Annotated in this window: 21 protein-coding genes and 1 riboswitch; of the genes, 14 read left to right on the top strand and 7 right to left on the bottom strand. The window is 39.6% G+C overall.

Annotation, left to right across the window (positions count from 1 at the left end; genetic code table 11):
* Positions 1-49 precede the first annotated feature (49 nt).
* Positions 50-529, bottom strand: a complete 480-nt coding sequence (infC, locus tag ACFSGI_RS17155) for a translation initiation factor IF-3 (protein ID WP_204825405.1) — start codon at positions 527-529, stop codon at positions 50-52.
* Between the two features lie 136 nt (positions 530-665).
* On the opposite strand from infC, the gene ACFSGI_RS17150 reads away from it, so the two are divergent.
* From ACFSGI_RS17150 to ACFSGI_RS17140, 3 genes are all read left to right on the top strand, one after another.
* Positions 666-2180 carry a copper amine oxidase N-terminal domain-containing protein gene (locus ACFSGI_RS17150; protein WP_204825404.1) on the top strand — a complete coding sequence of 505 codons (1515 nt, stop codon included), beginning with the start codon at positions 666-668 and terminating at the stop codon, positions 2178-2180.
* 600 nt (positions 2181-2780) lie between these two features.
* Positions 2781-3758, top strand: coding sequence for a hypothetical protein (locus ACFSGI_RS17145; RefSeq protein WP_204825403.1), 978 nt, complete (start codon positions 2781-2783; stop codon positions 3756-3758).
* Between the two features lie 181 nt (positions 3759-3939).
* Positions 3940-4920, top strand: coding sequence for an aldo/keto reductase (locus ACFSGI_RS17140; RefSeq protein WP_204825402.1), 981 nt, complete (start codon positions 3940-3942; stop codon positions 4918-4920).
* A gap of 69 nt (positions 4921-4989) precedes the next feature.
* Here the strand turns inward: ACFSGI_RS17140 and exlX are convergent, their stop codons facing one another.
* Positions 4990-5703 carry an expansin ExlX gene (exlX, locus tag ACFSGI_RS17135; RefSeq protein ID WP_204825401.1) on the bottom strand — a complete coding sequence of 238 codons (714 nt, stop codon included), beginning with the start codon at positions 5701-5703 and terminating at the stop codon, positions 4990-4992.
* A gap of 255 nt (positions 5704-5958) precedes the next feature.
* Here exlX and ACFSGI_RS17130 point away from each other — a divergent pair, with 255 nt between their 5' ends.
* From ACFSGI_RS17130 to ACFSGI_RS17080, 11 genes are all read left to right on the top strand, one after another.
* Entirely contained in the window at positions 5959-9789 is a 3831-nt protein-coding gene (locus ACFSGI_RS17130; protein ID WP_204825400.1) for an S-layer homology domain-containing protein, read from the top strand.
* A gap of 402 nt (positions 9790-10191) precedes the next feature.
* Positions 10192-11499, top strand: a complete 1308-nt coding sequence (locus tag ACFSGI_RS17125) for a sulfotransferase family protein (protein WP_379283753.1) — start codon at positions 10192-10194, stop codon at positions 11497-11499.
* Positions 11496-13439 carry an asparagine synthase-related protein gene (locus tag ACFSGI_RS17120; protein ID WP_204825398.1) on the top strand — a complete coding sequence of 648 codons (1944 nt, stop codon included), beginning with the start codon at positions 11496-11498 and terminating at the stop codon, positions 13437-13439. Before ACFSGI_RS17125 ends, ACFSGI_RS17120 begins: the two co-directional genes overlap by 4 nt.
* Before the next feature lie 33 nt (positions 13440-13472).
* Positions 13473-13607 carry a paeninodin family lasso peptide gene (locus ACFSGI_RS17115; protein WP_204825397.1) on the top strand — a complete coding sequence of 45 codons (135 nt, stop codon included), beginning with the start codon at positions 13473-13475 and terminating at the stop codon, positions 13605-13607.
* A 43-nt stretch (positions 13608-13650) separates the two neighbouring features.
* Complete coding sequence (locus ACFSGI_RS17110) at positions 13651-13785, top strand: paeninodin family lasso peptide (RefSeq protein WP_204825396.1); 135 nt, start codon at positions 13651-13653, stop codon at positions 13783-13785.
* Positions 13786-13835: 50 nt separating this feature from the next.
* Positions 13836-13970, top strand: a complete 135-nt coding sequence (locus ACFSGI_RS17105) for a paeninodin family lasso peptide (protein WP_204825395.1) — start codon at positions 13836-13838, stop codon at positions 13968-13970.
* A gap of 161 nt (positions 13971-14131) precedes the next feature.
* The gene (locus ACFSGI_RS17100) at positions 14132-15079 is read left to right on the top strand and encodes a phosphoenolpyruvate carboxykinase (ATP) (RefSeq protein WP_379283749.1); all 948 of its coding nucleotides are present in this window, start codon (positions 14132-14134) and stop codon (positions 15077-15079) included.
* Positions 15080-15105: 26 nt separating this feature from the next.
* Positions 15106-15420: a lasso peptide biosynthesis PqqD family chaperone gene (locus ACFSGI_RS17095; protein ID WP_204825393.1), complete on the top strand. Its 315-nt coding sequence runs from the start codon at positions 15106-15108 to the stop codon at positions 15418-15420.
* Complete coding sequence (locus tag ACFSGI_RS17090; protein ID WP_379283747.1) at positions 15410-15850, top strand: lasso peptide biosynthesis B2 protein; 441 nt, start codon at positions 15410-15412, stop codon at positions 15848-15850. The genes ACFSGI_RS17095 and ACFSGI_RS17090 overlap by 11 nt, the downstream gene beginning before the upstream one ends.
* 138 nt (positions 15851-15988) lie before the next feature.
* The gene (locus tag ACFSGI_RS17085) at positions 15989-17188 is read left to right on the top strand and encodes a nucleotidyltransferase domain-containing protein (RefSeq protein WP_204825392.1); all 1200 of its coding nucleotides are present in this window, start codon (positions 15989-15991) and stop codon (positions 17186-17188) included.
* Positions 17185-18981, top strand: a complete 1797-nt coding sequence (locus ACFSGI_RS17080; RefSeq protein WP_204825391.1) for an ABC transporter ATP-binding protein — start codon at positions 17185-17187, stop codon at positions 18979-18981. The genes ACFSGI_RS17085 and ACFSGI_RS17080 overlap by 4 nt, the downstream gene beginning before the upstream one ends.
* Positions 18982-19040: 59 nt before the next feature.
* Here ACFSGI_RS17080 and cysC read toward each other — a convergent pair whose 3' ends face one another.
* From cysC to ACFSGI_RS17055, 5 genes are all read right to left on the bottom strand, one after another.
* Positions 19041-19646 (bottom strand): adenylyl-sulfate kinase, encoded by a 606-nt coding sequence (gene cysC, locus ACFSGI_RS17075; RefSeq protein WP_204825390.1) that lies wholly within the window; start codon positions 19644-19646, stop codon positions 19041-19043.
* Positions 19647-19854: 208 nt separating this feature from the next.
* A complete protein-coding gene (locus ACFSGI_RS17070) occupies positions 19855-20742 on the bottom strand; it encodes a hypothetical protein (RefSeq protein ID WP_379283743.1) in 888 nt (295 codons plus the stop codon).
* A gap of 41 nt (positions 20743-20783) precedes the next feature.
* A riboswitch (cyclic di-GMP riboswitch) is annotated at positions 20784-20878 on the bottom strand.
* Between the two features lie 161 nt (positions 20879-21039).
* Positions 21040-21828: a peptidylprolyl isomerase gene (locus tag ACFSGI_RS17065; RefSeq protein WP_204825389.1), complete on the bottom strand. Its 789-nt coding sequence runs from the start codon at positions 21826-21828 to the stop codon at positions 21040-21042.
* Positions 21829-21977: 149 nt separating this feature from the next.
* On the bottom strand, positions 21978-22898 hold the full coding sequence (locus tag ACFSGI_RS17060) for an AEC family transporter (protein ID WP_204825388.1): 921 nt from the start codon (positions 22896-22898) through the stop codon (positions 21978-21980).
* Between the two features lie 42 nt (positions 22899-22940).
* Positions 22941-24893 carry a DUF2339 domain-containing protein gene (locus ACFSGI_RS17055; RefSeq protein ID WP_204825387.1) on the bottom strand — a complete coding sequence of 651 codons (1953 nt, stop codon included), beginning with the start codon at positions 24891-24893 and terminating at the stop codon, positions 22941-22943.
* Positions 24894-24946 lie beyond the last annotated feature (53 nt).

The raw sequence follows: 24946 nt of genomic DNA, 5'->3' as shown, positions 1-24946 counted from the left end.
GCGTATTTCTTCTTTTTAGAGGAAATACGCTTTTTGGTATACATCTAGATTATGATAAAGGGTCTACTTGAACCATCGATTGTTTGCCACTTACTTGAATGCCTGTTTTGGCTTTTCCTGAGGACTGAAGATCACGTAACAATTCTTCGATAATTGTTTTGGCTTTAGCGGATTCTTTGCTACCTTGTGTTTTGACTACTAGCAATACCGCATTATGCGATTGTAGGATACGTTCTGCTTGGTTTTTTTTCGTTTCATAATCATGATCTTCAATAGCAGCCGTTAAGCGAATTTCTTTGATTTTAACAGGTTTATCACTTTTTTTGGATTGTTGTTTCTGTTGTTTGGCAGCACCTGCTGAGATCAACTGGCAAGGAGGCGGGCTACTATATAGTGAAGTACATACCAGATCGACTTTTAATGTTTTAGCCATTTGCAAAGCTTCAGCAGTAGGCACAATGCCCAAGTCTTCTCCATCGATTCCAGTTAAATGTACTTCTATCGCTTTGATTTTTTCATTTTTGATCACTGTATTATCCTCCAGAAACCTATTTATTGTTTATACTTAGTATACAATATCATGAATTGATAACGATATTGAGGTTTTACAAATATAACTTTAACTGGGATAATAAAAGGGAATCTAATATCGAAAGGGGAACATTATGAAAAATAGAAAATGGGTTATGTTGCCACTGGTTCTGCTTCTTGTTATTTTGTCAGGTTGTCAGGCTGTAGGTAATCTAGACATTAACAGTGCAATGGTTAATGATCTAAAAGTCAAATCGATCGAATCCAAGCAATCGCTTGCAGTTCAATTAACACCTACTTCAAAAGCTTCGGCTGAAGAACGTCAATTAGCAACAGTGTTAAACGGAATGCAATTGAATATCGATCATGCCAAACTTCAAGATAATGGAAATATTTCACTTGAAGGTGGTATCGCTTACAGTGGAATGACTTTGCCGTTCCAAATGTTTATGGATACGAAAGGAGTTACGATTGCTCTATCTGGTGCACAAAAGCCATTATACATACCACTCACTACAGAAGAACAAATGGCTTTTTTACCTGGCAATCTAACGATGAACCAAATTGAAGATCAGGCCAAAGAGTTGATTACCAAATCAGCTAGCTTATTTTTCAAACATGCGCCTAATCCATCGAATGTAACCGTAGATTCGGTGACTCAAGAAGTCTATGGAGAATCTGTTGATCTGACTCATTTACACATTGAGCTAACAGGTGAAGAATTTATCAGTCTGGTCAAACCGTTCTTAACAAGTATCTCTACAGATGAAGCAGGCTGGCGTGATCTGTTAGCTACGTTGTATGACTTTATCACTTATGCTGAATCTCAAATGAGTGCTGATGAAAAAGAGTATATGTCTTATTTGACGCTAGATCAGACCAAACAAGAGTTTGTAAATGAATCTTATGCTGATGTTCAATCGTTTTTGAAAGATGTTTTATCTGAATACGATGAATATTTGAAAGAAGTATCAGCAGAGCCTGAATTTAAAACGGTGTTTGGTACAAATACTCGTCTATCACTAGATCTTTATTTTGATAAAGATTTGCACGCTCGTAAGCAAATTGTGGACTTAACTGTAGCTTTGCCTAATTCAGAGTATACGCCTTACAGTATGTTCAATGTACACACAGAAAATGAAAATTGGAATATAGACGGCAATATTGTAGCAGATCCAATTACAACACCAAATGGGATCCTTGATGTTACTTCAAAAGATTTTACACCAGGTGCGTTATTGCGTAGCTTCGATAAAACTTCACCTGTGTATCTATTGTTACATGATGTAGCACGTATCACTGAAAAATCGATCTATATTGATAAAGACCCTTCTTATGCTTCTTACAATGTGGTCACCAAAGATCGTGTATTATTGATGTCTGTAAAAGAACTTGCAGAAGAGTTAGATGCCAAATTCACTTGGAATCCGGCGACTAAAAAAATAACACTGACCGATGATATTACAGGCGCTGTGACTACATTATCCTTGAATTCTAACAAAGCGGTAACCGATGGAAAAACCAAAACAATGACTCACAAAGTTGTTAATATCAAAGGGGTCACTTATGTACCTGTACGTTCGGTGGCAGAGATTTTGGGAGCGACAGTAACTTCTGAATCTTCTTATATTGTTGTAGAACGTAAATAAGATAATCAATACATTGTTACAAGAAGAAGGGTATTCTACAATATGTAGGATGCCCTTTTTGCGTATCGTTATATGAGTCTAAAGAATCAAATACCTATTTTTTCCAAAAAAAGTATTGCTAAAGAAGTTCAACTGATTATAGAATAAAGCGTCAACATCTTAATAAGTTAATTAGTAAAAAAAGTTCTTATTTGGCAGTAATATACAAACTACATATTACCTTATTAGACGTTAGAAGTACTATGTCCTATTTAGTAATGAATTTATTTATATAGGTAAGAAAGGGTGGATAAGCAGACTATTAGTGAAAAATGAACATAATATTAATTAATTATACCTAGTAAAATTTTACTATAAAAACTTTTTTTATGATAAATGTGTCAAAGTTTGGAAAAACGGTTATTAACGATCTATGAATATGTAACTTAATTAGATGTCCATTGATGATTTTTGGGGGAACAAAGAAGTAGATTCTAAACAACGACTGTACTCTATAGTGACACAGCCTATGTTCTGTGTACTACTAGTATTCTGAATAGATTATTTCTACATCTAGCTATCCCAATGCAATACTATTATTTTTAAAGGGGAGATTAACAAATGGGATTGCTTACATTGAAAAAAACGGGTGCAGTTTTACTTGGTGCATTATTGATGGGGACTGTATATCAAGGTGGAACAGCACATGCTTTGAATTACAGCAATGATGTAGTACCCGTATTGAGCTCAAACGCAGGAGCAAATGGAACGGCAAGTGCAAGTGCGGAAGAAGCAGGTCATGAAGCATGGAAAGCATTTGATGATAACTCTACTCCAGAAAGCTCATGGAAAGCTCCGGCAAGTTCCTCGAATCAACTCATTTATCAATTTAATACCAAAAAAGTAATTACTCAATATACAGTGCAAGCAGATACGTACGATACATCTGAAGCACCAAAAAAATGGCAGTTGGCAGGGAAGATCGGTAAAAACTGGTTGGTAGTAGATGAACAATCTAATCAGACCAACTGGAAATCAGGCGAGCAAAGAACATATACGATTGGAAATGATACTGCTTATACAGCTTATGCTTTATTTATTTCTTCTAATAACGGCGGTGACCATGTAGCAATTAGCGAATTGGAATTATACGAATTTGGAGATAATACCAATCTTGTTCCATTGTCCAATGCAATGACATCTTCTTCTAGCGGAGCATCAGCTTCTGTAAATGAAGATACAGCATGGAAAGCATTTGATCATAATACAGGATCAGATAGCTACTGGGAATCAGATGATGATAACTTTATGGATGCTTCTATTGAATATCGTTTTGAAAGTCCACAAGTTGTTAAAGGATACTCGATCACATTGGCTAACAAATCAACAGCGCCTGTGTTCTGGACACTTGTAGGTAGTAACGATGGTCAACAATGGGAAGAAGTATTGCATGATGTGAAATCTTCTTATCGTTGGGAAGTTGGTCAGAAAAAAGTCTATGAAATCGACAATACCAAAGCTTACAAAACATATAAATTGATTTTTGATCGTAGTTCAGGCCCATCTACTGTAGCGGTAAGTGAATTTGAATTATTTTAAACAATAAATAATCGATCATTATCCAATAGATTAAAATCAAAAGAAGTGATTCGCTTTTAGAATCATTTCTTTTTTTGCTTATAAGCTTGTTCATCCTAAGAGATAGCTATTGTATTTAGCCTAACAAGTATGAGAGTATAGATGTGGTAAAAGCGCTATCATCGATAGGGAGGGTAATTCAATGACGAAAGTAATGCCACTAGCTAAGCGTGGAATTTCAAATAGCCGATTAGCACTAGGTTGTATGCCATTCGGTGGAGGTTGGGATACAGAACCTTTTACAGAGCAACATGTGAAAGAAGCAGAAGCTGCTGTTGAAGCTGCATTATCGATTGGAATAACGATGTTCGATCATGCAGATATTTATACTAGAGGAAAAGCAGAGCAGGTTTTTGGACGTGTATTGAAAGCTCGACCTGATCTACGCGAACAAATCGTTATCCAGTCTAAATGTGGTATTCAATTAGGTGAAGGTGATCTACCAGGTCGCTTTAACTTTTCCAAAGAACATATTCTACATTCAGTAGATGGTAATTTAGAGCGATTAGGAATCGATTATTTGGATGTTTTATTGTTGCATCGTCCTGATCCATTGGTAGAACCGGAAGAAGTCGCTGAAGCGTTTGCCCAATTAAAATCTTCGGGCAAAGTACGTTATTTCGGTGTCTCCAATATGAGCGCGTCTCAGATCAAATTTTTGCAACAAGCGATTCCAGATTCGTTTGCTGTTAATCAATTAGAAATGAGTCTAAATCATCTGCATTTTGTTGATCATGTCGTTCATGTCAATCAACAAGCAGGTACAGAAGTGAATTTTGCTGAAGGATTGATGGAATATTGCCGTACAGAAAATATTCAACTGCAAGCATGGAGTCCGCTTGCACAAGGTAAATTTTCTGGACGAGATATCAAAGATGAACCTGAACATATTCAAAAAACGGCTCAACTGGTACAACAAATGGCCGCTGACAAAGAAACAACAGCAGAAGCGATTGTGCTGGGATGGTTAATGTATCATCCTGCGATGATTCAACCGATTATCGGTACATCCAATCCAGCGCGGATCAAAGCTTGTGCAGATGCAGAACGTCAAGCCAGTCTTATGACGCGGGATGAATGGTATACATTATATGTAAGTGCACGCGGAACATTGTTACCCTAAACATAATGATAAGCGCTGTAATGATGTCTATTTCAAGATATCATTACAGCGCTTATTTGTTGTAGATGATCAATCAGGGAATTGAGTTTTGCCTGCTACAATATACGCACTGGATGTCGCCTGACTCGGTAGTGCTTGTAAGGTATCCGTAACTACTTTGCCACGAATATCGGTAATACGTACTTTTAACGGTTGATTGCCCATTTGTTCACCGACAAAATGGTTATAATCTGTTTTGGGTAAGCTGATCCATTGACCTGCTTTTTCATATTCAAATTTCATTACAGGGTATTTGTGATTGCGAACTTGAATCGCTGCCCACCATTGACTGCTTCCTTCTTTGATCCGATAGCTAAAGTTACCTGTAATCGGTGCTTTAACTACTTTCCACTGAATATCGATTTTTCCTTTTGCTATATCCCCGATTGCTGCAAACGCATTTGGAGATAAATCCAAAGCTCCGCTAGCTCCTTCACGATAAAGATCAGTAACATAGACTGTTGTTTTACCAAGTGGGCCTTGTACTTCTAGATAAGCGCCTGCAAGTGCTGCTTTGACACCGCCATAATTCATCTGTGTTGGATTAAGGGCTGTGATCTGGGCATTAGCTGGAATAGGGTCAAGTAAAACAGCTCCACCGGAGTACCCTGATCCTGTGTAAGTGGCATACCCTTTATATGTATCGTTCCATGCTGCTGAAGCGGGCAAAGCAAATACTAATAAACCGAGTAGTATGAATATACTTGCTGTACTCCATTTGCGTGTATTCCATTTTGATTTCAAATCTATCCCTCCTTAGAAAATTTTAGATACCTATAAATTTTTATGGTGACTATAGAAATCAGTTGTTTCTGAATAAATATACTATATATTCCATAAGGTTACAAATATATCTTTTGATCTATAACAAAATACATACAATATGCACCATCATTATTACAAATATTATTAATTTACATTTAAATGAATTTATTTTTACCATTTTATGATACTTTAAATGAAGAATAGACTTTTATTGATGAAATGGGGAATATAAGTATGGGTTATTGGAAAAAGAAAATAAGTATAGGGATATCTGCAAGTGTATTGATCACCTCACTCTGGTCAGGTATACCAATCAATCAGCAGATTGCTTCAGCGGAAGAATATAGTAAAAATCAATCTGATTCGCTAGATAATGCGACCTCTTCTGCGCTAACTAGCCGTTCTACTATTCAGACCGTCAGTCAAGATGTGTATACAACGATGCCGATCATCGATGTACGGAGTCAATCTTTGAGCAGTACCGTTTCTACGCGTGGAGTGATTACGTATCGGGAAGATACAGGTAACGGGTACAGTAATCTATATATTCAAGATGGAAGTGCAGGGATTGTAATACGCGGGCAAAATCTATCTGGCATCGAAGGGCAAGAAATCGAAGTTCACGGTACATTGACAGCTTACAAAGCGCTTTTACAAATCGAAGCGTCTGCAAGTGCAGTCAATATTAGCAATTCTACGATTCAGCTACCTGATGCTCGAATAGTAAGTGGTACTGATTTTGTTACCAGTAATACATATGAAGCTCAATTGATCAGTGTTCCTAACGTAACTGTTGTGAGCAAAAGCGGCAGTAATTACACTGTCAAAGATGCCAAAGGAACATTTATCATATATACCTCTAATCCGTGGTTGGAAGTCGGTCAGACGTATACTAACATCACAGGCGTAATGTCTCGCTACAACAATACGTTTGAATTGATTCCACGCACTATCAAAGATATAGAAGGAGGTACGCCTCCTGTTATTAATCCGCCGTTACAGTTACGAATCCATGATATTCAAGGTGCTGCTCAACGCTCTCCTTATGAAGGGAAAGAAGTAGAGCAAGTTGAAGGAATCGTCACGATGGTCAAAGGTAAAACAAGTTTTTATATGCAAGAAGCCGATGATCGAATTGATAGTGATGAAGGAACATCTGAAGGTATATTAGTTTATCGTTCTGCACATGGTCTAAAAGTAGGCGATAAAGTGAGTGTTGATGGCAGTATAAAAGAATATCAAGAATTAGGATATGCTGATGCGGCTGATCTGACGACTACTGAAATTATCGCTTCTGCGATTCGTCTACAAGCATCCAATCAACCTTTGCCTGCTCCAACAATTATTGGTGAACAAGGTCGTGCTATTCCTGATCAGATTGCTAGTAGTGATGGATTAGCTCCGTATGATGCTACTCGCTATAGTATCGATTTTTATGAAAGTCTGGAAGGTATGCGTCTACAGTTAAATAATGCTTCTATTATTGGGCCGTATACGTATGAGATTCCGGTCACTGTTGATTTGAAATCTTCTCCACTGGTCACGCCAGCAGGCGGGCTTGTTATTGATCGTAATCAGTGGAATGCCAAAAGATTATTGATCAGCGCCAAACCTACCCAAACAGTGAGTACTGGTGATCAATTTGCAGGAGCACTCAATGGTATTATGAGTTACAGCTATAGCAATTTTAAAGTATTACCTGAAGGAACATTGCCACCTATTATCGATCATGGATTACAACGTGAAGTATCTACTCTACAATCTGGAAGTAAACAATTAACGATTGCTTCTTTTAATGTAGAGAACTTCTGGGATAATCCTAAAGATAAAGAAAAAACAACACGTATTGCAGACGATGTCGTCAATCATCTTCGCAATCCAGATATTTTGGGATTGATGGAAGTACAGGACAATAACGGTGAGACCAATGATGGCACAACAGATGCCAGTCGAAGCTTTGCGGCATTAATTAAAGATATTCAGCTTGCAGGTGGCCCAACATACCAATATACCAGCATTGCTCCGCAAGATCAGCAAGATGGTGGCGCACCTGGCGGTAATATTCGTGTAGGATTTTTGTATAATCCAGCACGGGTGAGTCTGCCTGTAGCTGCCAATGGCGCAGGCGATTCGGTAACAGCAACAACATATAGCGCCAATGGGCTGACCTACAATCCCGGAAGAATTGCACCGAGAGAAGAAGCGTTTGCCAATTCACGCAAATCGTTAGCGGCTCAATTTGTATTTAATGGAGAATCTGTTATTGTAATTGCCAATCATTTTAACTCTAAAGGTGGAGATCAGGCTTTATATGGCAGTATCCAACCACCTGCACGTAGTAGTGAAATTCAACGTGCGAAGCAAGCGACATTGTTGAATCAATTTGTAAAACAGACATTGTCTCAAAATAGTCAGGCTAATGTTGTGTTGTTAGGCGATTTTAACGATTTCCAATTTTCCAATACGCTTAATGTACTGAAAGGGCAAGAGTTAACAAATCTGATCGATACATTGCCTGCGAATGAACGTTACTCTTATGTATATGAAGGTAATTCGCAGACATTGGATCATATTTTGATGACTGCTAATATCGCTAAGCGTGCTCAATTAGATATTGTGCATATCAATTCTGATTTTATGGAAGCAGATGGGCGAGTTAGTGATCATGATCCATTGTTGGCTCGAATCGATTTTGCCAAAAAAGATTCAGATAACGATTCTGGTACAAGACCGGGTTCACAGCCAGGTAACGAAAATAATAGTAGCGGTGGATCAAGCCCGACAACCAATCTTCCAACAGATCCTTCGTCTGTACCTGCACTTCCGACAGTACCTGTATATGAAGGAGTATCTAGCAATGGTACGATATCTAGCTGGACATTGCCTACTGTATCCAATAGTAACTCCAATCATGCAGTGATTGCGTCCAGCACATTAACACCAGTGATGTTGCAAGAGATGATCAGTCGTGCAGAAGGATCGCACACTTTACAGCTTTCTGTACCTGAAGTTCCTAAAGCTACTATGTATCAACTGCAATGGGATGCTTCAGCCCAACAATCGTTCACCGGACAAACAGCGATCGATCGTCTGATCCTATCTACTCCTATAGGAACTTATGAATTGCCTGTATCTGTTATACAGAAACAGACTTTATCTTCTAATCAGAAGATTGTACTTGATCTAGCTAGTTCTACAGAAGCGATCACTCAAGCCCAGCAAGCAGGTTATAATGTGCGTACGGCTGTAGATTTTGATTGGTATACATTAGATGATCAGAACCAGAAGCGTCCTATTTCTTATTTTGATCAATATGTTAAGCGATCCGTGATCAGTCCAAATACAAATACAACAGATCGTATAGCGGTAGTTCGTGCTCAGCCTGATACTACTGGCGATATTTCGTATACACCAGTTCCATTTACTGTTTCTAACGGAGTCGTTACAATCTTTAGCCGTAGTAATAGTACGTATCTGGTAGTAGATCGAAATGAACCGTTATTCACAGACATATCCGGTCACTGGGGACAAAAGGATATTCAGCAATTTGCCGATCGGATGATTGTAACAGGAACAGGTAAAAATCAATTTGAACCTGCTCGCAAGATTACGCGTGCAGAACTGGCTACTTTATTAACCAGAACATTGGGCTTGGCGGAACGTTCATCATCAGACTCCTCTTCTTCATTTGATGACGTTAGTACTACAGCATGGTATTACAATTCAGTACGTACAGCGGTAGAAGCAGGATTGATGCTAGGAGATGCTAACGGTACATTCCGTCCACAAGCCACAGTAACACGCGAAGAATTAGCAGTTACTTTGGAACGTGTGTTATCATTTATCGATCCCGATCAAGCGATCATAACTTCCAAATCTACCGATTCTTTTAGCGATTTGAAGCAAGCTTCTTCATGGTCACGTACTGCGATTCAACATGTAAGTGCTACAGGAATATTAAAAGGAAATGCTTCACAACAATTTAAACCAAAGGAAAAGCTTACACGTGTTGAGAGTGTTGTAGCTTTTAGTCGCATATTGCAGAAAATAAATAAAGAAAAATAAAATTAAAATGATTTAGAAATAGGAACTTGTGTTCCTTAAATGGGATAAATATACTAAATGGTAACAGAAAAATAGGTTTTGTAACCAAAATGTAATATATTATTTTTGAATTTTTTTACCAATTTAATTTTATAAAAAAAAGAAAAAATCTGTATTCGTGATCAAATTGCGAATACAGATTTTTTCGCGTCATAACAGGGTTTTAAGATTTTTATACAGTTATAATACAAAAAATGTAAATTAAGAATCAGGCAAAACGTTATCGTACCAACACTATTTCATATTAGCTAATTATCTAAACTTTTTTTCATAAATGGAAAATTTATCATGTAAATTCTGTTTTTTAAATATATAATGTACTTAGCTGATTAGTGTTATTCAAAACGAATAACTTTTGGGTACATGTATGAAAGAGGTTTGGAAGGCAGGGGAACCCGGATGATTGAAAGAAATGGTAACAAACTCATCTTTCTTCTCTGTGTGCCACGTAGTGGGAGCTCGCTCGCAACAGTGATGCTACAAAATCACACACGCATTTATGCGGCACAAGAAATGTGGTTTCTTATGAGTCTGTACGATTTGAAGAAGCCAGAGAAGCGTGCATACGGTGGAACAGCTATTCTAAATCAATTCTTTGATGGTGTTCTACCTGAAAGTGTATATGATGAGGCATGTCGTAGCTTTGGAATGAATGTCTATAATGGATTACTATCTACCAGTGAAGCAGATATGGTTGTAGACAAATCACCACGCTACTATTATCTTCTTGAATTTTTGGATCGTTTATTCCCGCAATCCAAGCGGATCGGATTATTTCGGAATCCATTGGATGTAGCGGCTTCTTATAAAAAAGTAAATCAGCGATCTGCACCGAATTTCAATTTAGCAGATCAGTTGAATGACCCGTCGTTGAATATGAAGATGGTTGATATCACTGTCGGATTATTCCGTTATCACCAATATTTTGCGCAAAAAAACAAAAATGCTTTCTGGTTGAAGTATGAACAAATGGCTGCACATCCAGAAGAACAGATGCAGAAAGTGTGTAATTTTCTAGATATTTCGTACGAAGAAGGAATCGAAAAGTATGGAGATTACATGGATTCTGCCAAGTCGGAACTGTTCTATAGCATGGGTGTAGGTGATCCATATCTCAGTGAACACCGTACACCACATATGAAGTCTATCGGTAACTGGCGTACCATGCTAGACTATCGGGAAATCGAAGCTTACTGCCGTATACTGGGAGCGAGACTATTTCGTGAGCTAGGGTATGGAGCAGAGCTTGAAGAAGCACAGCGTCTTACAGGCGTCGTGTTTGAGGAGGAGCCAGACATGAAGTGGATTGAAGCCAAAACGAAGCAGTTCACCGAGGCTACCGGCTGTCGCTGGGAACCGGAGTATAAGATGCAATCGGCTGTTCTACCTGAAACTTCGCCAGAAGTTGCAAGTGCGCTGTCTCAAGAATCAAAAGAAAAAGCCGAAGCAGATGAATTGCTGCGTATGCGAATGACGTTACGATCTTTGGAAAAACGAATGGAGCAACATTACATCGAACGTGATCGTCTCCATCAAGAAAGTGAACGTCTACGCAAAGAAGTCAAAGATATGAAGCAAAAAATGAATAAAATCAAGTCACTCATTCCGTTTAATCGTTCACTTGGACGCGTATTTAATGCTTATCTTGTGCGTAAAGGCGTCGAAAAATGAGTACGATCGTAGGGATTTGGAATTTTCAACGTCAAAGTTCAGATGCATTAGCTCTTCAAGGTCAACGATTAATGCAGAAAATACGACATTACCCTTCAGATGCTTCTGCTATATGGCAAGATGAAGATATATTTGTAGGTTGTCATGATCGTTGGATTACAGAGGAATCAGTCAATCAAGTTGTGCCCTATCATGATCCTATAAGTGGTCTTGTGATTACAGCAGATGCGATTATTGATAATCGAGAAGAACTTTTTGAAGCGCTCGGCATTAGTCGCGCTGAAGGTAGTCAATTATCAGATGTATTATTGATTTTAAAAGCGTATCAAAAATGGGGAGAATACACTCCTAAATATTTGATTGGTGATTTTGCTTTTATGATCTGGGATTCGAAAAAGCATCAGCTTTATGGTGCACGAGACTGGTCAGGCAATCGAACCCTTTATTATTACCACACCTCTTCTCAATTTGCATTTTCGACATTGATGGAGCCTTTATTTCAGACAGGTGATATTCAGAAAAAAATGAGTACTCCCTGGATGGCCGAATTTCTGACTATGGCTGGTATGACAGAATCTTTGGATATTAAAGGTACCGTATATGAAGATATTCTACAGTTGCCTCCTGCACACGCTATTATCCTCACAGAGCAGCATAGTCATATATTCCAATATGGTACTTTATTGCCGGAAGAACCGCTTCGCCTTCGTTCTAACGGAGAATACGAAGAAGCTTTTCGTGATGTTTTTACGCAAGCTGTAAAATCGAAAGTTCGTACCCGGCTAGGAGTAGCATCAACGTTAAGTGGTGGGCTGGATTCCGGTGCTGTAGTTAGTTACGCATCCAAAATTTTGGCAGAGCAGGGCAAGTCATTGCAGACCTATAGTTATGTACCGATTGCTGGCTTCGATGATTGGACTTCCGCAACCCTCGTACCGGATGAGCGTCCATATATCGAGCAAACGTTAAAATATATCGGAAATGTGCAAGGCAATTATCTTGATTTTGCAGATCGTAATCCGTTTACAGAAGTGGATTCCTGGTTGGATTTTTTGGAGATGCCTTACAAGTACTTTGAAAATTCGTTTTGGATCAGAGGGATATTTGAACAGGCTCAACAACAAGGTGCAGGTGTTTTACTAACAGGAGCCAGAGGTAATTTTACGATTTCATGGGGACCTGCATTAGATTATTATGCAGTGCTTCTCAAAAAGTTCCAATGGACCAAGTTGTATCGTGAACTGAAATTGTATGGTCACAAAACAGGCGTAGGTCGTTCCCGGTTATTACCGATTATTCATAGCAAAGCGTTTCCGAAATGGAATCAGGCAGCAGCATCGAAAGATCGTCCTAACCCGTTAGTCTGGATCAATGCCGATATGGCGCGTCAGACAGGGATGACCGAACGTGTACAACAGCAAGAAGAATGGTTAGTCGGTCGTGAAGTTCAGAATGCATTTGATATTCGCTTGGAAAAATTCAAAAATCTAGCGATTGCTAACAAAAATGGAGCGATGACCTCCAAAATCTCAGAGCATTATGGTGTCTGGGAACGCGACCCTACCAGTGATGCACGAGTAGTCCGATTCTGTCTTTCGATTCCGGTAGGACAATATGTGCAAGATGGAATGGATCGAGCTTTGATTAGACGTGCGACCGCAGGTGATTTGCCTGATCAAGTACGATTGAATCAAAAAGTCAGAGGAATGCAACCAGCAGATTGGGTACAACGGATGCAACCGAAATGGTCTTCCTTTACCGATGAACTTCGAGATTTGTGTAAAGATCCTGCGGTAGCACATTGGATGAATACTACTACGATTATGAAAGCTTTAGAAAAAGTAGGCGAACATCCTCATGCCGACGCAGCAGCCCATCCGGCTACCCGTTTGTTGATGAGAAGCTTGATTGTAGGGCGATTCATCCGCAACTTAGCATAGTAACGAATACTACTTTACTGAGGAGGTGAAAACATGAACAAAGAAAAAATGCAATGGCAGGCTCCAACATTGGAAGTTTTAGATGTCAACGAAACAATGGCAGGTAAAGGCTGGAGACAAATTGACTGGGTATCTGAGCATGACGCCGATTTGTACAATCCTAGCTGAGGCATTTTTTAAATGAATTAACTATCAAAAGGAGGTAATAATAATGAACCAAGAAAAAATGCAATGGCAAGCTCCAACGCTAGAAGTTTTAGATGTCAATGAAACAATGGCAGGTAAAGGCTGGAGACAAATTGACTGGGTATCTGACCATGATGCCGATCTATATAATCCTAGCTGAGCATTTAATATAACAATTCATTAATCAACTATCAAAAGGAGGTTATTATGATGAAAGAACAAAAATTGCAATGGCAAGCTCCAACGCTAGAAGTTTTGGATGTTAACGAAACAATGGCAGGTATTGGTTACAAGCAAATTGACTGGGTATCTGAGCAAGACGCTGATCTATACAACCCTAGCTGAGTACTGCAAGCTACACAGGGATAGAAAAGCACGCAGTTGTTCAGAAAGTCCTTATACGAGTTAGTATAGGGACTTTCTGTTTTAATAAAAGCTGATATTCGGAGAAAGCAGAGTCATAGGCTCTATGGGAGGTAATGACCATTTTTACCGCAAATAAAACCATGCATAAGACGATTTATCAAGCGTTTGGATTACGCTTTGAGAGTGAAATATTGTTGCCTGAACTGTTGCAGCGTCAAGATATTGAAGAAGCTGATGTGAAAATCGAAATTCAAGATTTGTCTGAATGGAGATCTGTTGTTAATACACGTGAAAATAATTTTACGATGCAATCTATTGGATTTGTGTTTGAAATTCCAAATACTGCTTTGTTTTGTATTCAAGAAGGCAAACGGATCATGATTCATCCGTTGCACGATGCTAATATAGACAAAATTCGTCTATATGTGTTGGGAACTTGCATGGGCGTATTGTTGCTACAACGTGGAATTTTGCCTTTACATGGAAGTGCAGTCGTAATTAATAATAAAGCATATGCGTTTGTGGGAGAATCAGGTGCAGGTAAATCTACACTTGCATCTACTTTTGTACAATCTGGATTTGAATTACTGAGTGATGATGTGATCGCTGTAAGTTATAAAGATGGAGAGCCTGTTGTTCATCCTGCGTATCCACAGCAAAAGTTATGGAAAGAAAGTTTAGACCTTTTTGGAATGACAGAAGAGCAGTTCAAGCCTCTTCATGATGAAGTAAGTAAATTTGCGATTCCTGTTACCAAGCAATTTCGCAATCAGACGGTTCCTTTAGCAGGTGTATTTGAACTTGTCAAAATGGATAGTGAATATGTAGTGATGCGTGAAATGAACCGTCTGGAAAGACTGCATGCCATGATGCTACACACGTATCGCGGTGCTTTAATTCCTAGACTTGGGCTCAAACAGTGGCATTTCTCAAGCGCTGCCGCTTTGGCAGGAGAGTCATTTGCTTTACAAATTTTACGTCCAACATCTGGTTTTACAGCGCCAGAATTAATGAATCAGATTATGAGAAAAGTGCAACAAGAAGAAATGCAAGGGGATACGATCTATTCCACAAAACATTTCAACTGAAAACAAGATTAAAGGAGAGAATGTGAATGAATAAAAGCTTAATCGGACCCGATCAGGTTATTGAACAAAATAAACAATATATTGCTAGTGATATGAATGGTGAAACCGTAATGATGAACGTAGAATCTGGCAAATACTATAATTTGGGTATGGTCGGTGGACGAATCTGGGAGCTTAGTTCTTCTCCGGTATCTGTACAAAATATCGTAAACACTTTAGTGGCTGAATATGATGTATCGTATGAAGTTTGTCTGGAACAAGTTAGTGAATTTGCCGGACAAATGTTTAAAGAAGGTCTAATTGAAGTGGCTGCTGAACAGGATGGACTTCGTGTGGACTAAGATCGCCAAATTCCGTAGTACCCCGATGCCTATGCGCAAATTGATGCTAGAAGCGCTTGTATACTTAGCATGGGCTCGCTTTTTGAAAATGTTACCTTTTGCCAAAGTATCTCCTACACTAGGTTCTTATATGGCAGAGACTTCATACGATCTAAACAGAGATCAGAAATGGCAAGGGGTACAGGTCTCAAGAGCATTGCATCGTGTAAGCGGGCATGTATTTTGGGAAACGGAATGTATGGTGATGGGAATGGCGGCTATGAAAATGTTAGCCCGGCGGAAAGTGCCAAGTACATTATATCTGGGGATGCGTCGCAATCAGGCAGGCAAAGTAGCTGCACATGCGTGGGTAAGAAGTGGAGCTTTTTACGTGACAGGAGCAGAAGAAATCGAACAGTATACGGTCGTGGGGAAATTTGCTAAAAACTAGCATAGATACATCGTATAGTACTACATTGTAATTACACTAAAGCATGATCCATATATGGTAATAAAGCTGAAAATCACTGAATGAACGCTATAAACTGAACAAATGATAAAAATCAGTTTATATCCAAAGGAGTTCGGTATGAATATAGATTGGGATTTAGACGTGCAGGATTTTCCTGTAGAATTGAAATGCTTACTTGAACTGATGAACGTAGATACAGATACTCTATCGGTGATTGATCGGTCAGATGAGCAGATAAACTGGCAACAATTTTATGCACTCACAAGACATCATCGGGTGTATCCTACGATTCATGAACGGTTCAGTGCACAGCCAGAGTCTCAAGCGCCCAAAGGGATGGTACAACAACTTAGTGTCGACTATAGTCGCAATGCACTGATTATGTTGCAATTAAGCGGTAAAATGGCGCAGGTTAGTGAAGCGCTTGATCAGAAAGGTATTTACGCTTTGCAATTAAAAGGGCCGGCTTTAGCAGAATTGCTGTATGGTAGTCTGTCACGCCGTACTTCTAAAGATTTGGATATTTTGGTTCATCCAGATCAGATTGAACAAGCAGAACAAGTATTAGAACAATTAGGATATATCAAAACACAAGAAGTATCTCGGATCGTAAGCGATTGGAAATGGCGTCAAAACCACGAATCATTTACTCATGATACTACAGGGATAGAAATTGAATTACACTGGCGTTTGAACGGAGACGCAGGTGCAGAACCTAGCTTTTATGAATTATGGAGTCGTCGTCAGACACTAGAATTTGCAGGAACCAATGTATATATGTTGGGCAAAGAAGATTTGATGTTTTATCTTACAGCACATGGCGCTCGGCATGCATGGTTTCGTTTGCGCTGGTTAGCGGATATTGATCGCCTTGCACGTATGGAACTTGACTGGGATAAGCTAACTGCTTTACTACGTCGTTACAAATGCACACATTTAGTCGGTCAGGCATTAATTTTGTCTGCTGCTATGCTTAATACACCGATTTCTCGGGAAATGGCTTTGTTAATGAGTACAGATCGTCCACAAGACTTGGCACGTCGTGTCCTTATTTTTATTCGAGAACAAGTGAGTCTGTGTCCTGAACCAGAAAGTGAAATACTGGCTCAGATTTATCGCAATTATCTGTTTTCTTTACGTACACCGGGACAGAAAGCAATATTTTTAGCTCGGAAAATGGTGCCGGATACCTGGGACACGCAGACGCTTCCGTTGCCTAAGTCATTGCGCTTTCTCTATTATCCTCTCCATCCCTTTTTATTGTTACATCGTCGTATTCAGCGGCGGGCTGCTTTGGAACGGGAGGTGGGTCAGTGAATGCTATCAGCGCTTATATGCGACAACTGCATGACTTCGCGGGCAAGCGCCTTTATATCTATGTATTCCTTATGTTAATGATTAGCTGTCTAGATGGATTAAGTATTTATTTGCTTGTTCCTCTACTTAGTCTGGTTGGATTATTTGGAACACAGGGTTCTATGCCAATGGCATGGTTATTTGAGCCATTGCAACGTATTCCAGCAAGTATGACATTATTTGTTGTGCTCGGCCTCTACAGTCTATTGATGATTGTGCAGGGGTTAATCCAACGTAGACAGGCTGTTATGGGAACAGAGATTCAGCAAGGATTCGTCAATAATTTGAGAATTCGTACGTACCGTTCTATTTTGCGCGCGAATTGGACATTCTTTTTACGTAAACGCAAATCGGATTTGAGTCATGTACTTACTTCAGAATTAGCACGTGTTAGTCAAGGAACCAATCTGGTGATGCAATTATCTACATCCCTTATTTTTATGGTGATCCAAATAGCATTTGCGATGGTATTATCGGTACAGATGACATTGTTAGTTATTGTCGGCGGGGTATTGTTGACACTCTATTCGCGTAAATTTGTACGACGTGCCAAACAAATGGGAGATCGGACTACCTTTTTATCGCAAGAATATTTTTCGGGGATGCAAGAACATTTAAGTGGCATCAAAGATATTAAAAGTAATATGTTAGAAGCTTCGCATTTTGAATGGTTTAGAAGTATGTGTGGCAAGTTAGAAAAAAATGCTATTCAACTGGTACGCCTTAATTCAGGCACTCAATTTATTTATAAAATTATTTCTGTTGTCTTTATTATTATGTTTGTGGTCTTGTCTGCTCAAGTGTTCAAATTACAACCAGAGCGTTCGATATTGATTATTTTGATTTTTGCTCGCTTATGGCCTAGATTTGGTGGTATTCAATCTTCATTGGAGTATATTGGTGCACTGGTGCCTGCTTTTCATGCGGTAACCGCACTACAAGAAGAATGTGACCAAGCTGAAGAATCTTACAAAGCAGTAGCACCCGGTCAAGTAGAAACGGTTCATATGACCAAAGGGCTGAGCTGTGAAAATGTATCTTTCCGCTATCTAGAAGATCAAGGCAATGCGCTAAACAATATCAATCTCTTTATTCCGATCGGTAAAATGACAGCGATTGTAGGACGTTCAGGAGCAGGAAAAAGTACATTGATTGATCTATTAATGGGACTGATGGAACCGCAAGAAGGTAAAGTCACTGTAGATGGAGAGACCTTAACCGGCGAACGTTTACAGACATGGCGTAATTCGATAGGTTATGTTTCGCAAGAACCGTTTTTATTCCATAGCAGTATTCGTGAAAATCTGTTATTAGTTGATCCACGTGCAAAAGAAGAGCAGTTATGGGAAGCATTATCTTTTGCAGCTTGTGAAGATTTTGTACGCAAATTGCCTGAAGGATTAGATACGGTAATCGGTGATCGTGGAGTGCGTCTATCTGGAGGAGAACGACAACGGATTGTACTGGCACGAGCGATTTTACGTCAACCGGAAGTACTTATACTGGATGAAGCAACCAGTTCATTAGATAGTGAAAATGAAGCGAAGATTCAAGCGGCGATTGAGAAGCTCAAAGGCAAAATGACTTTGATCGTGATTGCTCATCGTTTATCTACGATTCGTGATGCAGATCAAGTGGTGGTACTGGATCAAGGACAGATTGTACAACAAGGTGAATTTGGAGCGCTATCTCGCGAAACCAAAGGCACATTCCATCAATTACTAACCAAACAAACGGCTGTACAGAACGCTTAATACTCCCTTTTCTATTATCGGAAAAGTAGAGGCTAAGTCGCTGTACAGCCGTTTTTCTGTTATACAGTCTGTTGTGCTCGTTGATCAAGTGTTGCAATGACTTTAGCTACACATTGTTGTACAGACTCATGTTCCGTATCTAGCGTTAATTCAGGTTGTTGCGGAGCCTCATAAGGAGCACTAACCCCTGTGAAGTTCGGAATCTGACCTGCACGAGCCTTTTTGTATAATCCTTTAGGATCACGCTCTTCGCAAGCAGAAAGAGAACAATCTATATACACTTCAATAAAATCGCCTTCATCAAATAAATCACGTACCATTTGCCGATCTTGTGCATGTGGAGAAATAAAAGCAGCGATCACGATCGTGCCGGCATCTAGAAATAATTTGGCAACTTCTCCGATACGACGCAGATTTTCTTTGCGATCTTGTTCTGAAAATCCTAGATCGCGATTAAGTCCGTGACGAATATTATCTCCATCCAGTACATAACAAGATTGTTCACGTACAAATAATTCTTTTTCTAGCGCAAAAGCAAGTGTCGATTTCCCTGAACCGGAAAGCCCTGTTAACCAGATCACTACACTGCGTTGTCCATATCGCTGTTCTCTTTCTTTGCGTGTGATATTGGAGGACTGCCAGGTGATATTTCGTGAAGATTCCATCTTAATTTCGCCCCTTTGCTGACAATACGTATTCATTCAATTATATCAGCAATTTGGCTAAATCTCTAAGTTGCTTTGTAGATAGCAATAAATAGAAACACAAATAGGAATTTATGGTGTTGGAGACGAGATAGGATCGGCAGGTGATTATTGTTATGTATACCGCTAAGTAAGAAAGTCATTGAAGATCACTTTCTTACCTGCGATATTAATGCTGTACTATTTTGCCCCAGCCTACATAATCATGCACAGCGATTCCGGCAAAAGATGAGTGGGTCGATGCTTGTGTAGTGACCTGACTCAACGCTGTAGTCAGTGCATCTGCTCCTTTGCCATAAAAGCTAATATGATCGCCTTCAGAAGATGGATTCGTTTCAACTCCGATATACATATCTTTACCTGCGGTATCTGCTTCACTTAATTGAGCTTGAGCCACATCATCAATAGCTGCTCCCGAGTCGCGATAAGCCATTACAGTTAATGAACCATATTGATCGATCATCCATTTACTCAGTGTAGAATGACCATCAGGCGTATTCAGTGTGTACAACCAGAAAGGAATATCTGCACTAGCGGGTAGATGAAGCGCTTGTGCTGTTGCAGTAATCATCTGTACACTACGTTGCCATTGTGCCACAATAGTCGCTTGCTCGTTTGTCCAATTTGGAAGTAAATACGGCTCAATATCGATATGAATACCACCAAATTGTTCTGTAGCGGAAGAGGCTTGTTGATAAGACGTAATCCATTGCAAAGTATCTTGCAACTGGTGACGATCTTGATCCAATGCCCAGGAAGGCGCACCATCTAAAGCTTCAATCATAATATGCTGTGCAGAAGCGGCTGAGATAAAACGTTGGTATTGCGAAATATCCAGATCTTTATTGATTTGCAGGTAGATCGTATTGATCTGTTGAGAAGCAGCAAACTGTAAAATATCTGTTGTAGAATCTACAATAAGCGTCGTATTCCACAACCATGTCGCTTTTTGAATCGATTGCGCATGAATCATTTTCATATTGCTAACTCCTAGCAAAAGAAAAATCATTACACTGACTAGACCTGTTTTATAACAAAAAGACATCATCGTATTCATGATGAATCGGACTCCTTCGATTCATACCGCATCAGGTATTCCTCGGTAACCGGCTGTCATGACATGCCCTACAATTCATGTGTTAGACCCTATGGCTTTGCGTCTTTACTTTTCAGTAAATTTGCCTGATTAAATATGAGATTAGATAGACTTACACATGTACTGTATAAAAAGATTGTACACAATGTTTATCGGCTGTTTAAAGTTACTTGTGAATAGGTAATTGACTTCACAACAAAAAAGCCAATACCTACTTAAAGGTATTGGCTTGCTGTATCTCTCTAATCATATACGCAATTATTTTACTTTCTCAGGCTCAGGGTAAGTAACCCCTTTAGTGTCTACAGTTACCTTTTTCATAACAGCAGGAGTATTAGGCTTATCTTGTCCATCTCTTGGAAGATTCACAATCTCATCGACAGCATCCATACCGCTAGTCACTTTACCAAATGCAGCATATTGTCCATCCAATTGCGGAGAATCAGCAACCATAATAAAGAATTGAGAACCACCGGAATTTGGATCAGCAGCGCGTGCCATTGAAAGTACACCACGTGTATGTTTTAGATCATTTTGCACATTGTTGGATTTGAATTCTCCAGCAATACTGTAACCTGGGCCACCTGTACCGGCACCATCAGGGTCGCCACCTTGAATCATAAATTCAGGAATAACGCGGTGGAATGTTAGACCGTCATAAAATCCAGACTTAACCAAAGCAATAAAGTTATTGACTGTATTTGGAGCAGCTTTCGGGAATAATTCAATTTCAATCTTTTTGCCATTTTCCATTTCTATGGTGACGATAGGATCATTAGCTTGTTTGAAATCAGCAGAATTGTCAGTTGCAGAAGCTTCTTCGGTTGTGCCCGTTGTTGCCGAGCTGTCTGTACCTGTCGATTCGGTTGTAGAACCGGATTGATCAGTTGAAGTACTCGTGGAGGTACTTTCTGTCGTTGTACCTGACGTGCCTGTTTGACCGGTACTGGAACTGCTTGTTCCGTTGTTACCACAGCCTGCAATAATCAAAAATAGCGCTGTGAAGATAAGCAAAAAAGCTACATTTTTACGTGATTGACGCAACATTTGAATATCCATCTCCTTTGGGATTGTTTATTGTAATTAATAATCGCTTGTGAATCAGCAATTCTTAGTATAAAACGTCTACAGAACAAGATACAAGTTTGGATGAAATGGTGTCCATTACCTTTACCTTACTAAGTTCTATACCCATTTTATAAATGATGAGACAAAGCGATCACAGCCGTAATCGTAAATACATTTACTAACGTAGACACCAATACCGTCTGTGCAGCAAAGTCAGGTTCATTTCGATACTCTTCTGCTAGAATCGATGTATTCACACCTGTAGGCATCGCTGAAGCAATAAGAAGTGCTTGAGCAGGGATGCCGTGAATCCCTAATAAATAGATCAGCAGAAGCCCGATAGCAGGCCCTGCGAATAAGCGTAACGCCATACTTAGATAAATGTCTTTCCGATATAAGCGTAGCGGATACTTAACAATCTGTGCGCCAAGCGTAATTAACGCAATCGCCACCATTGATTGTTGGGCATACGTTAACGGTTGAGCCAGAATCACTGGCAAAGGAATCGCAAACGCATGCATAACCAGACCTAGCAACAGCGCATACGGTACAGGCATTTTCAGAAATCCAACAATCACGCTTCGATAATTACCGTTTAGTCGTGATCCTTGAATCGAAATCACACCATACGTAAAGGTTAGTAGACTTTGAAGCGACATAATCAATGCTTGCATCGAAGCAGCCAGTGGATCGCCTTTGAACACCAAATCATTAATAGGCAATCCGTAATTACCCGAGTTATCGAGCATAATACTGTTGTTAAAAGCGGCTTTTTTGCCTTTTGTATAGCCCATTATTTTGGAGGTGACTGATCCTAGAATATACAAGATCAATACATACAAAGCGTAAAAAAAGATAACACTTCCAAGTAATTGAGCAGACATATCAGAATGATACAGACTCATAAAAACAGCCGCAGGTGTAATACAGTAAAAGTTGATTTTGGCGAGTGTATACAGATCCAACTGGAAAACACGCTGTAAAATGGACCCGACCGCAATCAACACAAAAATCGGTAGAACCACACTGTACAAAATCGTAAAAATCAATCTCTCCACTTCTTTCTTTAATCATTCATTTGGATCTTTTCATTATGAAAGATCATCGTTATTTTTAGGTTTTGGATGATCGATAGTCTCATCATCTCTATTATTTTCAGTATGTTGTTGATCTACATCATGACGCTCAATAGGATTCGGTATGTCTTGCTGATGAGGTGGAGGTTGTCCGTTGGTATCCCGGCGTTTGTAAAATAAACGCGATAACCCCAGTCCAACTACACCTAATATAATAAACAAGATCGCCCGTACACCAATCGAAATATCGGGAAGATCGATAAAAATAATTTTGAGTAAGGTGAAAAACATAAACAGTATTCCGATAATCCGCAATTTGGATTTCTGAATAACCATACCGATCACAATAATCAGAATCGCATAGACAATCCATGCACTCGAAAGGCTCAGATGACGTATATCTAAATTTTGGAATCGAGAAGCCACTTCTACCAATTGACTGAGATAAATCCATCCGAGAATCGCTTCTGTCCACATCAAAATATAACGTTTGCGATACAGTGAGCCATAGACTTTATCTTCTGGCTGTATCCATCTTCCAATAATCCGATAGATCGCCGCAATCGTAATGATCAAGATCAACCAGTTAAACGTAGGTGCAGACCAGAAAAGTACAATTGGAATCAACAGTGTCGCTAAAAAGGCATATAGATACACTATACAAGCGAGCACCAATTGTAATTTGTTACGGAATCGAAGAGCTAATAAGAACGCTAATGTACCTTCGACCAAAATAACAGCCATACGAGCCGGGAAATTCGGAATCATATTTAATAACAAAAACCAGCCAAAGATCGCCATCGCAGGATAAGCAATTCCAACAGGCGTGCGCTTTTGAATACCGGAAGCATATAAAATGCTATACATCAGCGATAAGATAGCAATCATCCAACGTGCACCTGTCTCATTGCCATCAAGATAATAAATAGTAAGCCATCCACCGACAAAGGCGAAGCTGGTAAATAACACACCTAGCTGCATATGGATACTACGCTTTTTCCATAAAACAGAAATAGCTAAAATCACTGCATGTTGAATCAAAACTGCTACTACATTTTGTACAGAAAAACCATACCAGATCATACTTAGTCCAAGCGTAATATGTAGTAAAGCAAATGCAAGGATATAACTGACCCGGAATGAATATTTCATTGCAACCACTAACATGACTGCTGAGAAAATCGTTTCAAATCCAGCAAATATCCATAGATTTGGATAAGCAGGAGAAATCAATACAGGTGCAAGATAACCTGCGATTAACGTGATCCCAACAATTGATTGAGAACGCTGACTTAGTGCAATATACACTCCAAATACAAGTGCACCGATATACAGTAAAAATGCAAATATAAACGGCAATAAATCATACAATAGATACGATGCGACTATCGACAAAATCAGAATAGCGATCGAACCGCCTAATAATACTTTGCCCAGTGCGGGTCGTTCTTTATTAACCTCGCGTTCCCCGAGCCAGTACAAGATAGCTGCTACCAGTACGCCGAGAATACAACGAATCGGTTCAGACAAATAACCTGCTTTGACAACTGCGATAAATCCCCACACAATCCCGAGAATCAACACAACGATAAAAACACGCGGTAACCATACACGTGCAATCAGATATTCCCAGTCTTTGGGCGGCTTAGGAACTGGGGGTGTATAAGGAGCTTGTACAGGCGGACGTTGTGCGCCAGCGAATGGGCCTGCCTGTGGTTGCGCTTGTGGTCTAGCATTGTACTTTCCTTGCGGTGGTGGCGCATTCACATAACCATCTTGCCAGTTTGATTCTGGCGGAGGTGGAGCGAAAGGTGGCGCAGACGGCGGTGGTGGAGCTGTTCGATTAGGCGGTACCGGTGGAGGCGAAGCATGTCTTCGTTGCATTTCTAGTTGCTTCAATTCAGCGACTTCGTGTTCAAGCCTGAGAATACGCTGTTCCAGTTGTTCTACTTTATCATTATGATCCACAGCAATAGACACTCCTTTACAAATGATTTGATTCACAAATTATACCATAAGCG

The organism is Paenibacillus nicotianae (assembly GCF_042681745.1).
In the GTDB taxonomy this organism is placed as follows: Bacteria; Bacillota; Bacilli; order Paenibacillales; family Paenibacillaceae; genus Saccharibacillus; species Saccharibacillus nicotianae.
The sequence above is the reverse complement of the archived record's forward strand: the minus strand, read 5'-3'. Positions and strand labels throughout refer to the sequence as shown.

Excerpts from the sequence above, each read along its gene's own strand:
- cysC (WP_204825390.1), bottom strand. The coding sequence starts at position 19,646 with ATGGAATCTTCACGAAATATCACCTGGCAGTCCTCCAATATCACACGC.
- ACFSGI_RS17150 (WP_204825404.1), top strand. The coding sequence starts at position 666 with ATGAAAAATAGAAAATGGGTTATGTTGCCACTGGTTCTGCTTCTTGTT.
- ACFSGI_RS17130 (WP_204825400.1), top strand. The coding sequence starts at position 5,959 with ATGGGTTATTGGAAAAAGAAAATAAGTATAGGGATATCTGCAAGTGTA.
- ACFSGI_RS17085 (WP_204825392.1), top strand. The coding sequence starts at position 15,989 with ATGAATATAGATTGGGATTTAGACGTGCAGGATTTTCCTGTAGAATTG.
- ACFSGI_RS17070 (WP_379283743.1), bottom strand. The coding sequence starts at position 20,742 with ATGAATACGATGATGTCTTTTTGTTATAAAACAGGTCTAGTCAGTGTA.
- ACFSGI_RS17125 (WP_379283753.1), top strand. The coding sequence starts at position 10,192 with ATGTATGAAAGAGGTTTGGAAGGCAGGGGAACCCGGATGATTGAAAGA.
- ACFSGI_RS17065 (WP_204825389.1), bottom strand. The coding sequence starts at position 21,828 with ATGTTGCGTCAATCACGTAAAAATGTAGCTTTTTTGCTTATCTTCACA.
- ACFSGI_RS17145 (WP_204825403.1), top strand. The coding sequence starts at position 2,781 with ATGGGATTGCTTACATTGAAAAAAACGGGTGCAGTTTTACTTGGTGCA.
- ACFSGI_RS17095 (WP_204825393.1), top strand. The coding sequence starts at position 15,106 with ATGAATAAAAGCTTAATCGGACCCGATCAGGTTATTGAACAAAATAAA.
- ACFSGI_RS17100 (WP_379283749.1), top strand. The coding sequence starts at position 14,132 with ATGCATAAGACGATTTATCAAGCGTTTGGATTACGCTTTGAGAGTGAA.
- ACFSGI_RS17115 (WP_204825397.1), top strand. The coding sequence starts at position 13,473 with ATGAACAAAGAAAAAATGCAATGGCAGGCTCCAACATTGGAAGTTTTA.
- ACFSGI_RS17120 (WP_204825398.1), top strand. The coding sequence starts at position 11,496 with ATGAGTACGATCGTAGGGATTTGGAATTTTCAACGTCAAAGTTCAGAT.
- ACFSGI_RS17110 (WP_204825396.1), top strand. The coding sequence starts at position 13,651 with ATGAACCAAGAAAAAATGCAATGGCAAGCTCCAACGCTAGAAGTTTTA.
- ACFSGI_RS17140 (WP_204825402.1), top strand. The coding sequence starts at position 3,940 with ATGACGAAAGTAATGCCACTAGCTAAGCGTGGAATTTCAAATAGCCGA.
- ACFSGI_RS17105 (WP_204825395.1), top strand. The coding sequence starts at position 13,836 with ATGAAAGAACAAAAATTGCAATGGCAAGCTCCAACGCTAGAAGTTTTG.